At 67.5% G+C, this 12,787-nt stretch carries 15 protein-coding genes; 9 read left to right on the top strand and 6 right to left on the bottom strand.

The genetic code is table 11. The features are described from left to right. Positions 1 to 6 precede the first annotated feature (6 nt). Positions 7 to 1,713, bottom strand: coding sequence for a hypothetical protein (locus tag ACPYOD_RS08830; RefSeq protein ID WP_481301366.1), 1,707 nt, complete (start codon positions 1,711 to 1,713; stop codon positions 7 to 9). Positions 1,714 to 1,786: 73 nt separating this feature from the next. Beyond that, on the bottom strand, positions 1,787 to 2,968 hold the full coding sequence (gene purT, locus ACPYOD_RS08825) for a formate-dependent phosphoribosylglycinamide formyltransferase (RefSeq protein WP_481301365.1): 1,182 nt from the start codon (positions 2,966 to 2,968) through the stop codon (positions 1,787 to 1,789). A gap of 169 nt (positions 2,969 to 3,137) precedes the next feature. Here purT and ACPYOD_RS08820 point away from each other — a divergent pair, with 169 nt between their 5' ends. From ACPYOD_RS08820 to ACPYOD_RS08810, 3 genes are all read left to right on the top strand, one after another. Then, positions 3,138 to 4,637 (top strand): transglutaminase-like domain-containing protein, encoded by a 1,500-nt coding sequence (locus ACPYOD_RS08820; RefSeq protein ID WP_481301364.1) that lies wholly within the window; start codon positions 3,138 to 3,140, stop codon positions 4,635 to 4,637. A gap of 65 nt (positions 4,638 to 4,702) precedes the next feature. Continuing rightward, on the top strand, positions 4,703 to 5,569 hold the full coding sequence (locus tag ACPYOD_RS08815; RefSeq protein WP_481301363.1) for an SPFH domain-containing protein: 867 nt from the start codon (positions 4,703 to 4,705) through the stop codon (positions 5,567 to 5,569). Between the two features lie 7 nt (positions 5,570 to 5,576). Then, positions 5,577 to 5,765 (top strand): type II toxin-antitoxin system antitoxin, encoded by a 189-nt coding sequence (locus tag ACPYOD_RS08810; protein WP_481301362.1) that lies wholly within the window; start codon positions 5,577 to 5,579, stop codon positions 5,763 to 5,765. A 17-nt stretch (positions 5,766 to 5,782) separates the two neighbouring features. Here the strand turns inward: ACPYOD_RS08810 and ACPYOD_RS08805 are convergent, their stop codons facing one another. Continuing rightward, positions 5,783 to 6,169, bottom strand: a complete 387-nt coding sequence (locus ACPYOD_RS08805; protein WP_481301361.1) for a DUF423 domain-containing protein — start codon at positions 6,167 to 6,169, stop codon at positions 5,783 to 5,785. A gap of 79 nt (positions 6,170 to 6,248) precedes the next feature. On the opposite strand from ACPYOD_RS08805, the gene ACPYOD_RS08800 reads away from it, so the two are divergent. Both ACPYOD_RS08800 and ACPYOD_RS08795 read left to right on the top strand, forming a co-directional pair. Beyond that, positions 6,249 to 6,866, top strand: a complete 618-nt coding sequence (locus ACPYOD_RS08800) for an SCO family protein (protein ID WP_481301360.1) — start codon at positions 6,249 to 6,251, stop codon at positions 6,864 to 6,866. Continuing rightward, a complete protein-coding gene (locus ACPYOD_RS08795; protein ID WP_481301359.1) occupies positions 6,863 to 7,312 on the top strand; it encodes a copper chaperone PCu(A)C in 450 nt (149 codons plus the stop codon). The genes ACPYOD_RS08800 and ACPYOD_RS08795 overlap by 4 nt, the downstream gene beginning before the upstream one ends. A gap of 105 nt (positions 7,313 to 7,417) precedes the next feature. Here ACPYOD_RS08795 and ACPYOD_RS08790 read toward each other — a convergent pair whose 3' ends face one another. From ACPYOD_RS08790 to ACPYOD_RS08780, 3 genes are read right to left on the bottom strand one after another with little or no spacing between them, the layout of a single operon-like run. Then, the gene (locus ACPYOD_RS08790) at positions 7,418 to 7,687 is read right to left on the bottom strand and encodes an acylphosphatase (RefSeq protein WP_481301358.1); all 270 of its coding nucleotides are present in this window, start codon (positions 7,685 to 7,687) and stop codon (positions 7,418 to 7,420) included. 1 nt (position 7,688) lies between these two features. Continuing rightward, on the bottom strand, positions 7,689 to 8,156 hold the full coding sequence (locus ACPYOD_RS08785) for a TlpA family protein disulfide reductase (protein ID WP_481301357.1): 468 nt from the start codon (positions 8,154 to 8,156) through the stop codon (positions 7,689 to 7,691). Then, positions 8,153 to 9,424, bottom strand: coding sequence for a YihY family inner membrane protein (locus ACPYOD_RS08780; protein WP_481301356.1), 1,272 nt, complete (start codon positions 9,422 to 9,424; stop codon positions 8,153 to 8,155). The genes ACPYOD_RS08785 and ACPYOD_RS08780 overlap by 4 nt, the downstream gene beginning before the upstream one ends. Positions 9,425 to 9,507: 83 nt before the next feature. Here ACPYOD_RS08780 and wrbA point away from each other — a divergent pair, with 83 nt between their 5' ends. The 4 genes from wrbA (at position 9,508) to ACPYOD_RS08760 (ending at position 12,710) form a co-directional block, all read left to right on the top strand. Further along, positions 9,508 to 10,110 (top strand): NAD(P)H:quinone oxidoreductase, encoded by a 603-nt coding sequence (gene wrbA / locus ACPYOD_RS08775; RefSeq protein ID WP_481301355.1) that lies wholly within the window; start codon positions 9,508 to 9,510, stop codon positions 10,108 to 10,110. A gap of 5 nt (positions 10,111 to 10,115) precedes the next feature. Beyond that, positions 10,116 to 10,433 carry a DUF2069 domain-containing protein gene (locus tag ACPYOD_RS08770; protein WP_481301392.1) on the top strand — a complete coding sequence of 106 codons (318 nt, stop codon included), beginning with the start codon at positions 10,116 to 10,118 and terminating at the stop codon, positions 10,431 to 10,433. An 86-nt stretch (positions 10,434 to 10,519) separates the two neighbouring features. Further along, positions 10,520 to 12,187 carry an acyl-CoA dehydrogenase family protein gene (locus tag ACPYOD_RS08765; RefSeq protein WP_481301354.1) on the top strand — a complete coding sequence of 556 codons (1,668 nt, stop codon included), beginning with the start codon at positions 10,520 to 10,522 and terminating at the stop codon, positions 12,185 to 12,187. Between the two features lie 37 nt (positions 12,188 to 12,224). Next, positions 12,225 to 12,710 (top strand): asparaginase domain-containing protein, encoded by a 486-nt coding sequence (locus tag ACPYOD_RS08760; RefSeq protein WP_481301353.1) that lies wholly within the window; start codon positions 12,225 to 12,227, stop codon positions 12,708 to 12,710. Positions 12,711 to 12,787 lie beyond the last annotated feature (77 nt).

Raw genomic sequence — 12,787 nt, 5'->3', positions numbered from 1 at the left:
CCAGACTCAACGACCCGTCGCGATGCGCTCGTAGGCGCTTTGCAGGCGAGGATCGTCCGGCGCGTAGCGGCGCGCGCGGTCGAGGGCCTGGAACGCACCCGCTCGATCGCCCTGCGCCGCGCGTTGCAACGCACTGTCGATCCATGCGCTGCCGAGCCGGTGGCGCATCTCGCCCTGCGCCGCGTCGCCGGGCGCGAGGTCGGACAACGTGCCGTAGAGGTTTTCGGCGCGTTGCACGTTGCCGTTGGACACCGCCTGCTGCAACTGTTTCTCCACCTGGGTGGGCAGGCCTTGCAGTCCCGCACGTGCGGCGGGGTCGTTTCCGTCGATGGCCAGCGCGTTGCGATACAGGTCGTAGGCACTGTCGCCAGGCGGATCCATGATGTCGCCCCGTGTGGCGGCAACCTGCGCGCGCCGGACGAGATCGGCCACCTTCGCCTTCTGCTCCGGGCTCACGGCCATCGACGCTTCGGGAACCGCATCGTCGCCGGCGACAGCCACGGCGTCGCTGGAAGCAGCCGGACGCCGCTCGCCACCGGCGATGCGGGCACGCGCGGCAGCCAGTTCCGCCGACTTCGGCGCGAGCTTCGCCGCGCGGTCGAGCAGCCGCGTGGCCTGGTCGTCGTCCTCGCTGTCGATGGCCGCATTCGCCTGCACGATCAGCGCCTGGGCCACCCGGCCGATACCCGCCTTCGCATCGGCGTTGTCGGGGTCGGCGGCGAGCGCGGCCTGGAACCGCGAGAGCGCATTGTCGTCGCCGTCGCCGACGAACCGGCCGGCGCGTAAGGCTTCGTTACCCTGCTGGACCAGCGCGGCGACCGCCTGCCCGTCCTGTTTCTTCGTTTCCGCCAGCGCCGCACGCAGCGACGGAAGATCGCTGTAGCGGGGCACGAGGATGGCGATGCGGTCGACGATGGCGTTCGCCTTCGTCTTGTCGTTGGCGGCGATGGCCTCGCGCGCCTGGGCCGCGAGCGCGTCGCCCACCTTGTCCAGTCCGCGCGCGGCGACGGCATTGGTCTTGTCGGCGTCGAGCACGCGGCGGTACAGCGCACCGGCACCGTCGTCGCCATCGAGACGGCCGGCGGCCAGTGCCTGCTGCGCCTGATCGATGAGGCTTTCCGTGCGCGCTTCCGGGTTCCGCGCCTGGGAAAGCCGTTGCGAGAGGCGTTCCACGTCGGCGCCGCCGCCCAGGAGTTCGCGCGCAACGTTGAGCGCGGCCTCGGCTTCGTCGAGGTTGCCCGCCGTGAGCGCGGCATCGGCCTTGGCCACTTCCGCCTGCCCGACCCGCCGGAGACCGTCGCGTGCCTGGTCGCTGTCCGGCTGCTGGTCGCGCGCCTTCTCGAACAGTTCCCTCGCGCTGTCGCCGTTCGTGCCGTCCAGGCGGCCTTCGTCGAGCGCGCGGTTGGCCTGGGCGAGCGTGTCGTTGAGTTCGGTGGCGGGCACCATGTTGCGCAGGCGATCCTGCTGCAACCACAAGCCCGTGGCGGCGCCGATCAGCACCAGCACGAGCACGGGGATGAGCCAGCCGCGCTTGCGCGGCCCGCGGGGCGACGCCGGCGGCGGCGAGGCGCGCCGGCGCGGGGCGTCCACGACGATATGCGGCAGGCCGTCGTCAGCCGGCGCGGCCGGCTTGTCGAGGTCGTCGAGCCGGCCCAGGGTGGGTTCGGTGCGACCGCGGGTATCGCGGTCGTTGGAATCTCTGCGTCCGCTCATGGGGTTGGATCGTCCATAGGAGCGTTGCAGCTTAACATTCGGGCGTGAACGGCCGTTGTAGGCGCTTGGGGGACTAAAGTTCTACCCGAATGCGGCTGGCAGCGCGGGTGGCCTTCGCCAGCGCTTCCTCCACCGTGGCCGCGCGCGCCAGGGTCACCGCCATGCGCCGCCGGCCACGAACCTCCGGCTTGCCGAAGATCCGCAGCATGGTGCCTGTCTCGGCCAGGGCGTCCGCGACGCCGTGGTACCTCGGCGCCGCGCCTTCGCCCTCGACCAGGACAGCGCAGGAGGCGGCGGGCGCGAACAGGTGGATCTCGGGCACCGGCAGGCCGAGGATGGCGCGGGCGTGCAGCGCAAACTCCGAGAGGTCCTGCGAGATCAACGTGACGAGCCCGGTGTCGTGCGGCCGCGGGCTCACTTCCGAGAAGATCACCTCCTCGCCGCGCACGAAGAACTCCACACCGAAAACGCCGCGACCGCCCAGGGCGGCAGTGATCGCATCGGCCTGGCGCTGCGCGGACGCAAGCGCGACGTCGCTCATGGGTTGCGGCTGCCACGATTCGCGATAGTCGCCCTCTTCCTGGCGATGGCCGATCGGCGCGCAGAAGGACACGCCGTCACGGTGCCGCACGGTCAGCAAGGTGATCTCGTAATCGAAGTCGACGAACCCCTCGACGATGACGCGACCCTTGCCCGCCCGGCCGCCCGACTGGGCATAGTCCCAGGCGGCGTCCGCATCGCCGATGCTCCGGACGACGCTCTGTCCCTTGCCGGAGGAACTCATCACCGGCTTGACGACGCAGGGCGTACCCAGCGCCGCGATGGCGGCAAGGAAGCTCTCGCGGTCGTCGCAGAAACGGTAGGGTGATGTCGGCAGCCCCAGCTCCTCCGCCGCGAGACGGCGAATGCCTTCGCGATCCATCGTGAGCCACGCGGCGCGCGCCGTGGGGATCACTTTCACGCCTTCCTTTTCCATCTCGACCAGCGTCGGTGTGTGGATCGCTTCCACCTCGGGCACCACGAGGTCCGGCTTCTCCTGCTCGATGAGTGCACGGAGCGCCGCTCCGTCCAGCATGTCGATGACGTGGCTGCGATGGGCCACCTGCATCGCCGGCGCGTTGGCGTAGCGATCCACGGCCACCACCTCCACGGCGAAACGCTGGAGTTCGATGGCGACCTCCTTGCCGAGTTCGCCCGAGCCGAGCAACAGGACCTTGAAAGCGGTATGGGAATGCGGCGTGCCGAATGTTTTCACAGAAGGTCCTTCGCGGGGATGGGGAGGATTCTATAAGGATCGTCCAACCAGGACCGAGTACGGACGAACGCAATCGAAGTGGCCCTGGCCCGTTGTCGCCAGGAGGCACTTGACTCGGGCTATGAAAGTGGTGTGATGGAGGCGTCCCCAACAATTCGGAAGTACGCTCATGAGACGCTTTCTTGCCGTCCTCGCCGTACTGTGCGTCATTCCCGCCGTTTCCGTGGCGGAAGAGCGCTGGATGACCGTCTTGTTGGACGGCCGCAAGGTCGGAAGCCTGCACATCGACCGCCAGGTACAGCCCGGCCAGGTCGTGACCTGGCAGGTGCTGGATTTCCGCATGACCCGTTCCCGCACACCGATGGCGCTGCGCACGGAACTGCGTTCCACCGAGTCCCAGACGGGCGCGCCACTGGCGTTCTACGCCAGCACGCGCATGTCTTCGCAGGAGAACCTGGCCACCGGCGAGGTACGTGACGACGGCCTGTTCCAGGTAGCCAATACCGTCGGCGGCCAGTCGAAGATCAACCTGCTGATCTGGCCGACCGGCGCCACGCTCGCCGAGGGACAACGGCTGGCCATGGTGACGAACGGCTTCAAGGCGGGCACCACGTACCGCCTGCGCAATTTCGATTCGGTCCGGCAGCAGGTTGCCGATGTCGACGTGCAGGTCGTCGGTGACGAGGTCGTGGTCATGCCCGACGAGCGCAGGGAAACCCTGCACCATCTTCGCGAGTCGATCGCCGGCACCCACGACGACCGTGCCGTGGACATCTGGGTGGACGACGAGGGTTTCATACGCCGCAGCCTTGCTCCCCTCCTCGGTTTCCGGCTGGAAATGGCCGCCTGCAGCGCCGCGTGCGCACAGGCGCCCGACCAGGACATCGACCTGCTCCGCGCCGCCATGATCGGTTCGCCACGGCCGATGGTGGCCGCACTGCGCATCGCACCCGTTCGATACACCATCACCGTGCGCGGCGGCGACTCCGGCGCCAGTCCCTTCATCGAGACCGACGAGCAAGCGGTGCGTTCGCTCGGCGATGGCGTCTATATCGTGGACGTGGGCTTCGGCATGCGGCACAGCGACGAGCCGGGCCCGCTTCCCGAGGACACGGCGCCAAACGCCTGGGTGCAATCGGAGAACCCCGAAGTGGTGGCGCTGGCACGGCGTGCGGCCGGCGATGCGCAGACCGACCTGCAACGCATGCGGCGCCTGCGTTCGTTCCTCTCCGACTACATCGACGCCAAGGGGCTGGATGTCGGCTATGCCTCCGCGCTTGAAACGGTGTCGACACGGCGGGGCGACTGCACCGAACACGCCGTGCTCCTGACCGCCATGGCGCGTGCGCTGGGCATTCCCGCGCGCGTGGTCACCGGCATCGTGTACGCGGAGCGCATGGGTGGTGCGACGCGTGTGTTCGTGCCGCACGCGTGGAGCCAGGCGTGGATAAACAACCGCTGGATCAGCTTCGATTCGGCGCAACGGCGCTTCGATTCCACGCACATCGCGCTAGGCACGGGAAGCGGCGAACCCTGGCGATTCTTTTCCGCCATGAATGCGCTCAGCAGGATCCGGATCGACCGGGCCATCCCCTCGTCGAACCTCATGGATCTACCGCCAGCCAGCGACGGGCCCGCCGCCAGCCCGGGAGGACGCGGAGCGCCCTGATCCGTGTAGTTGAATTATGATATCAAAGTGATATCTTTACCCCTACACACCAGGGGTCCACCGCCATGAACGAGCGTGCCGCCGCCTCACTTCCGGGCATTCCCGCCCTCATCGGATTCATCGTGCTGATCGTCCTGGTCGCCGGGGGCGTGCTGGGCCAGGTCGTGAACCAAGGCAATCCCCTGGCAGCCGCGGGCGTCGTGCTCGTGCCCATCTTCGCGTTCCTCGCCAAGGGCTTTTTCCAGGTCCAGCCGAACCAGGGCCAGGTGATGCAGCTGTTCGGCAAGTACGCGGGCACGGAACGGCGCGAAGGGCTCCGTTGGACGAACCCGTTCTATTCCCGCCGGCCGGTCAGCCTGCGCGTGCGCAACTTCGAGAGCAGCCGGCTGAAGGTGAACGACAACGACGGCAATCCCATCGAAATCGCCGCCATCGTCGTCTGGCAGGTGGTGGATACCGCGGAAGCCGTGTTCTGCGTGGACGATTACGAGAACTTCGTGCAGATCCAGAGCGAGTCCGCGCTCCGGCAGATGGCGCAAAGCTATGCCTACGACGCGCACGACGACACCAAGCCGTCATTGCGCAGCCATGGCGAGGAAGTGAACAACCACCTGCGCCAGGAGATCGAAGCGCGGCTGCAGAAGGCAGGCGTGCAGGTCATCGAATCGCGCATCAGCCATCTCGCCTACGCGCAGGAGATCGCCCAGGCCATGTTGCAGCGTCAGCAGGCCAGCGCCATCGTCGCCGCGCGCGAACGTATCGTGGAGGGCGCCGTGGGCATGGTGGCCCTGGCACTCGACAGGCTGCGCGCAGAAGGCGTGGTGGAACTCGACGAGGAGCGCAAGGCCGCCATGGTGTCCAACCTGCTGGTGGTCCTCTGCGGCGATCGCGCCACGCAACCGGTGGTGAACGCCGGCAGCCTGTACCACTGAGCCGCGCGTGGCGGCCGAGAAAAAAGCCTATCCGCTGCGCATCAGCGCGGCCGTCCTCGAGGCCATGCAGTCATGGTCCGAGGACGAGTTGCGTTCGCTCAACGCACAGATCGAATACGTGCTGCGCGATGCATTGCGCCGCACCGGCCGCCTGAAGGCACGCAAGGTGGATCCGGTGGAAGACGCCGACGAGTGACCTTGAGGTACCGGCTGCTACATGGCGCGGGGACTGGCGCGAAGCGCGGTCACCAATGCCAGCCAGCCTGCGATGAAGGCCACGCCGCCCACGGGGGTGATCATGCCCACCACGCGCGGCGCTCCCAGCGCCAGCGCGTAGAGGCTTCCCGAGAAAAACAGGATGCCCGAGGCGAACGCGCCGATCGCGAAGCGTCGTGCCCGCCCCGCGGGCAATCCCACCACCGCCACGAACAACGCCAGCGCGTGCCAGAAGTGGTATTCGACACCGGTGTGCCACGTGGCCAGGGCCGACGCGTCCAGGCTGCCGCGCAGTGCGTGCGCGCCGAATGCGCCGAGCGCCACCGCCGAGGCGCCCGCGAAGCCGACGAGGATGGCGGTGGCCGTGTTGACAGGTTGTCGCATGCGCTGTGATTCCTCGGTGCGGGTGCCTGCGGGCAGGTACGGTGGCGTATCCTGCGCAGGATATCTCGCGGAGCCTCGCATGAAGCCATCCTTCTTCCGCCGGTCCCTCATGGTCCTGGCCGCCGTCGTCGCCGTCGCCTCGCTCGCCGCGTGCCAGCGCGAACCGCAGCCGGAGTGGCGCTTGAACGATGTGTCGGGCCACCTGCCCGATCTCGATTTCAAGCTGACCGACGACAACGGAAAGGCAGTGACCGGCACCGACTACAAAGGCAAGGTGGCGGTCATGTACTTCGGCTACACCCACTGCCCGGACGTGTGCCCGCTGACGCTCACCCAGTTGCATGTGGTGCTGGACCGCCTCGGCCCCGCTGCCGACAACGTGCGCATCCTCTTCGTCAGCGTCGATCCATCCCGCGACACGCCGGCAGTGATGCATGCCTATGTCAATGCTTTCGACAAGCGCGCCGTGGGCCTCGTCGGTTCCCAGGCGGCAGTGGAAGCACTGGCCAAGCGTTATCGCTCGGCCTTCACGCGAGAACCCGATCGCGGCGACGGCAACTACGAGGTCAGCCATAGCTCGGCGATCTACTTCTTCGACGCCGAGGGCAAGGCCCGGCTGCTCGCCACGCCGTCCGCATCCCAGGACGACATCGTCCATGACCTGCACCTGCTCACCTCGCTCGAGGCACGCTCATGACGATCCGCTTCCTCGCCTTCGCGCTGGCCCTCTGTGGCATCGGTGCCGCGCACGCCGCCGACACGCCGAACGTACAGGCGACGAACGGATGGGTGCGCGTGCTGCCGGGCACCCTGCCCGCCGGCGGCTACGTCACGTTCGCGAATCGTTCTGACCGCGTCTTGTCCATCGTCGGCGCGGAAAGCCCGCAGTACGGCGAAGCGATGATCCATCGCAGCAGCACGGATGGCGGCATGGGCCGCATGGAGATGGTCGACAGCGTGCCGCTGCCGGCCAAGGGCACCGTGGCCTTCGCCCCGGGCGGCTTCCACGTGATGCTGATGCAGCCGAAACAGGCGGTGAAACCCGGCGACAAGGTCATCGTGACCTTCACGCTGTCGGACGGCGAGAAAATCCCGGCGACCCTGTTGGCCCGCCCGGCGAATGCCACCGGACCGACGGATTGAACACTCTCGTGTAGGAGCCACCATGGCGGCGAGGGCAAGCTGCCGTAACCTGGCCACGATGGCGCGAGGTTTCCTCGCCGCTATAGCGGCTCCTACAGTGGTTTGTCAGCGAATGTGGAAACCTGTGGGCATCTCGTGCGAGCCGAGGTCTTCACGGTAAAGCTCGTTCACCTCGGCCTGCGGCGGACCATCGCGCAACCAGGCTTCCATCGCGTCGATGGCTTCCGCCCCACCCTGCACGACAACCTCGACGCTGCCGTCTTCCAGGTTCCGCGCGTGTCCGTGCAGCCGCAGTGCGTTGGCCTGATCGCGCGCCGATGCGCGGAAGAAGACGCCCTGCACCCTGCCCCTTACGATGAACCGCGCGGTCTTCATGTCATGAACCCTTGGCGATGGCCTCGTTGAGCTTCGTGGCGTCGACGGGCCCGACGAAGCGATGGGCTATGTGGCCGTCAGGCGCGATCAGGAACGTGGTGGGCAGGCCCTTCGGTGAGTCGAAGTCCTTCGGGGGCTGGGTGACGTCTACCTGCGCGATCGGGTACGCCACGGGATGCTTGCGCAGGAACGCCTCGATGTCCTTCTTCTCGGTGTCCTCGAATGCGAGGCCGATGGCCGCGACGTCCTTGCGGCTTTTCACGAAGGCGGAAATGTCGGGCATCTCCTTGATGCAGGGCACGCACCACGTGGCCCAGTAATTGACCACCACCCACTTGCCTCGCTCTGCGGCGAGGTTGAACGGCTTGCCGTCCAGCGTGGTGACGTTGAGTTCGGGTTTCACGACCGGGGCGGCGGCGACGGGCAAGGCGACGGCCAGTGCGGCAGTGGCGAGAAGGCGGCGGATCATGCAGGGCTATCCTCGATGGGGACGGGAACCGGCGGGGGCGGGAACAGCTTGTCGAGGCGCGCGCCGAGGGTGGCGTCGAGCGCTTCGGCCAGATTGTCCAGCAAACCCAGGAGTTCCGGGGGGAGTTTGATATCGAGACGCTGCACCTCGGCGCGCGGGCGCAGCGGAAGTCGGTACTGCGTGCAACGGTACACCCGCAGCAGCTCGGTGGCATCGAGGCTGCGGCTGAGCATCCAGCCGCCGGCCTCGCAGCGCTGGATCATGTCGGCACGCTGCAGGTCTTCGAAATAACATGCGATGGCGCTCGACGGCAGGTAGGGCTCGCGCAGCCGGATCATGGCCGGATCGACGCTTTCGCCCGTGCGCTGCGCCGAAACGAAGTGCTGGAGCACCACGAGCAGCCCGATGAACTCCGCCCCATCGGGCAAGGCCTCGTGCGGCACCGTGTATTCGAACGCCGAGATGGACGCCGAGATGGAAGCACCGAGGATCACGATGATCCACGAAAGGTAGATCCAGAGGAGGAAGATCGGGATGGCCGCGAGGGCACCGTAGATTTCCTCGTAGTTGGGCGAGTTGCGGATGAACTCCGCGAAGCCCCAGCGCGCGAGTTCGAAAAGAATGGCGCCCAGCAAGGCGCCCACCGCCGCATGCCGCCACGATACGCGCCGGTTCGGCACCATCGTGTACATGAGCACCAGCGTGACGAAGGTGATGGCGAAAGGCAGCAGGTTGATGAGGCGGCTCTGCGTGGCGATCTGGTCGGCGGCCTGGTGCAGCAGCGGGAACGCAGCGATGTACGACGACAACGCCAGCCCGCCCACCACGAGGATGGGGCCGAGCGTCAACGCGGCCCAGTACAGCAGCAGGCGCGATGTCCATCCGCGCGGTTTGCGCACGCGCCAGATGCGGTTGAGGCGGTCCTCGATGCTGATCATCATCGACACGGCGCTGAACAGCATCACGAGAATGGATATGCCCGTGAGCTGGCTGGCCTTGTCGGCGAAGGCCAGCATGTATTCCTGGATCTTCAGGCCCGTGGCCGGCACGAAATTCTGGAAGGCGTAGTTGGCCAGCGAGCCCCGCCATTCCGCGAACACCGGGAACGCGGAAAGCACAGCGAAAACTGCCACTGTAAGCGGCACCAGCGACACCAGCGTGGTGTACGAAAGGGCGCCGGCCGTCTCGAAGCACTTGTCGTCGACGAAGCGCAGCCAGGTGAAGCGCGTGAAGCTGAGCGCGCGGTCGCGGTCGATGCGCAGCGGCATGTCCATCCTCATCGAAGTCCCGAACGATTGGGAACGCGTGGCAGTTCTGCGAGACTAAGGGCCTTCGCAAAGGCACCCCATCCATGTCCCACGACGTTCTCGTACTCTACTACAGCCGCTATGGACACACGGCCCAGCTGGCCCGGTTCGTGGCCCGCGGCGTGGAGGAGGTGCCCGGCATGCGCGCCCGGCTGCGCCAGGTGCCGCCCGTGGCCCCGGTGACCGAAACGGCCATGCCGCCGGAGCCCGAGGAGGGCGCCCCCTACGTCACGCGTGACGACCTGACCGAGTGCGTGGCGCTGGCGATGGGCAGCCCCACCCGCTTCGGCAACATGGCCGCGCCTCTCAAGTATTTCCTGGACACCACCGGCGCCGAATGGGCGTCCGGGGTATTGGCGGGCAAGCCGGCCGCCTTGTTCACGTCCACCAGCACGATGCACGGCGGCCAGGAAGCCACCCTGCTCTCGATGGCACTGCCCCTGCTCCACCACGGCATGCTGATCGTCGGCATTCCGTACACCGAACCGGCGCTCACCGGCACGCTCACCGGCGGCACGCCCTATGGCGCCAGCCACGTGGCCGGGCCTCGGGGCGACAACGCCATCAGCGAACACGAACGCGAACTGGCGCGCGCCCTGGGCAAGCGGCTTGCCGACGTGGCCCGCCGACTGGGCGCGTCCACGTGACCACCATGCAGCGCACCGGCCTGTTCGCCTGGGCCGGCCTGCTCCTGGTGCAGGTGCTCTGGTACACCCTCTACACACCGGTATCGATACCGGCATGGGTCGCCTTCGCGCTCACCGTGCCGCCGTTGCTCCTGCCGCTTCTGTCGCTGCCCAACGTGGCCCGCGCGCTGCTATGGGTGGGCATCCTCGCGTTGTTCTATTTCTGCCATGGCGTATCGGAAGCCTGGAGTTCCACCGGCGACCGCTGGCTGGCCTTCATCGAGATCGCCCTCACCCTGCTGTTGATCGGCAGCCTCGGCGCCGGCGTGCGGCGCAGGCGCTAGCACCTCGGCATGCTGCGCAGCGTATCGACGAACGCGCCGCGGCGGTGCAGGCTAGCACCATCGATTCCGACGGCGAGGATGCCCCGATGAGTTTCGTACAGGACGCGCCCCGGCTTGCGCACCCTTACCGCGACGATCGTGTGCTGAACGCATGGCTGGGGCACACGCTGCCGCCTGCGAGGCTCGACGCGATGCGTCCGGACCTGGAGGCGCTGGCGGACTACGCACTCATGGCATGGGACCGCCGCTGCCGCACGCCGCGCACGGAGCCCGTGCTCACGCAGTGGGACGCATGGGGTACACGCGTCGACCGCATTGCGCTCACGCCGGCATGGGAGGAAGGCCCCGCCATCACGACCCTGCATGCCGTACTTGCCTCGGGCCATGCGGGTTCGCCGTGGGCACGCGTGGAGGAATTCGCGCGCGTGTACCTCTACCACGTCGCCAGCGGGTTCTATTGCTGTCCGCTCGCGATGACCGACGGCGCGGCCACCGCGCTTCATGCGTCGGGCAATCGCTCACTCATCGAACGCGCTCTGCCCCGCTTCCTCAGCCGCGATCCCGCCACGTTCTGGCTGTCCGGCCAGTGGATGACCGAAACACCGGGCGGCTCCGATGTCGGCCGCACCGAAACCGTGGCTCGCCAGGACACCGACGGCCAATGGCGCCTGTACGGCCGCAAGTGGTTCAGTTCGGCCGTGGTGGGCGAAGCGGCGCTCGCTCTCGCACGTCCGGAAGGCGCGGACACAGGTACGGCGGCCCTCGCGCTGTTCTATGTGGAAACGAAGGACGAGACCGGTGCATGGCGCGGGATCACCATCGACCGTCTCAAGAAGAAGCTGGGCACGCACGAATTGCCGACGGCGGAAATCCACCTCGACGGGTTGCCCGCCACGCCGGTGGGCGCGCTCGATCATGGCGTGCGCCAGATTGCGCCGATGCTCAACGTCACGCGTACCTGGAACGCGGTCTGCGCCGTCGCGAGCATGGCGCGCGCCATCGCGCTCGCCCGCGACTACGCCACGCGGCGCAGCGCCTTCGGCACGCGCCTGATCGACCAGCCGCTGCATGCGCGCACACTCGCCGACATGCAGGCTGAATTCGAGGGCGCGTTCTCGCTCACGTTCCATGTCGCGGACCTCCTGGGCCGCGTCGAGCATGGCGAAAGCGCGGCCCATGAAGCCGCCCTGCTCCGCCTGCTCACACCACTGGCCAAGCTGTGGACGGCAAAGGTGTCCATCCGCGTCGTATCGGAAGCCCTGGAATGCTTCGGCGGTGCGGGTTACATCGAAGACACCGGCCTCCCGCAGCTGTTGCGCGACGCGCAGGTCTACGCCATCTGGGAAGGCACCACCAATGTCCTTTCGCTCGACATGCTGCGTGCCCTTTCGGGAGGGCTGGCGCCGCTCCGTCAGGCGGTGGACGACGTGGCGCCTGACGACGGGACGCCTGAGCGGGCCGCCATCGCGGCGGCGCTCGACGCGGCGGAATCGTTGCTGGGCGAGGTCGCGGCCGACCGGGCGTCATTGGAAGCCTCGGCGCGGGGCCTGGCCTTCACCCTGGCGCGGACCATGGCCGCCGCGCTGCTGCTGCGATCGGCGCGCTGGGGCGTGGCAACGGGCGATCCGCGCCCTTCGGCGGCCAGCCGTCGCTTCATCGCTCGCGGCCTGGACCGGCTGGCCCTGCCGGCCAACGAGGACGACGTGCTGCTGGCCGGCGCCGGGAACACCGGCGTTCCAGCGCCTGCGATGTAGAATGGCGGCCCGCTCCACCCGCTTCCCAGGCCTGACCATGCAGCAACTGACCATCGTGACCACCGGCGGCACGATCGACAAGGTGTACTTCGACGACAAGTCGGACTACCAGATCGGCTCGCCGCAGATCGGCGACATCCTCCACCAGTTGGGTGTCGCGTTCCGCTTCGACGTCATTCCCATCCTGCGCAAGGACAGCCTGCACGTGACCGACGAGGATCGTGCCCTGATTCGCAGCACGATCGAGGCCCAGCCGCACCGGCACGTTCTGGTCACGCACGGCACGGACACGATGGTGGAAACGGCGCACGTCCTCGCGGGCATGCCGGGCAAGGTCATCGTGCTCACCGGCGCGCTCAATCCGGCCCGATTCCAGGGATCCGACGCCGTCTTCAACATCGGCTGCGCCGTCGGCGCCGTGCAGACGCTGGCCGATGGCGTCTACATCGCCATGAACGGGCGAGTGTGGGACCCATCCAAGGTGCGGAAGAATCGCGACGCCAACCGGTTTGAAGCCATCTGATTCAATCCGCCGGATTTTTCAGAATTTTCCCGTAGTTTCCGTAGGTGTCGACGTCTACTTTTGTAGGCACGTCACTA

It is taken from the genome of Luteibacter sp. HAY1-4A (assembly GCF_056755355.1).
The sequence above is the reverse complement of the archived record's forward strand: the minus strand, read 5'-3'. Positions and strand labels throughout refer to the sequence as shown.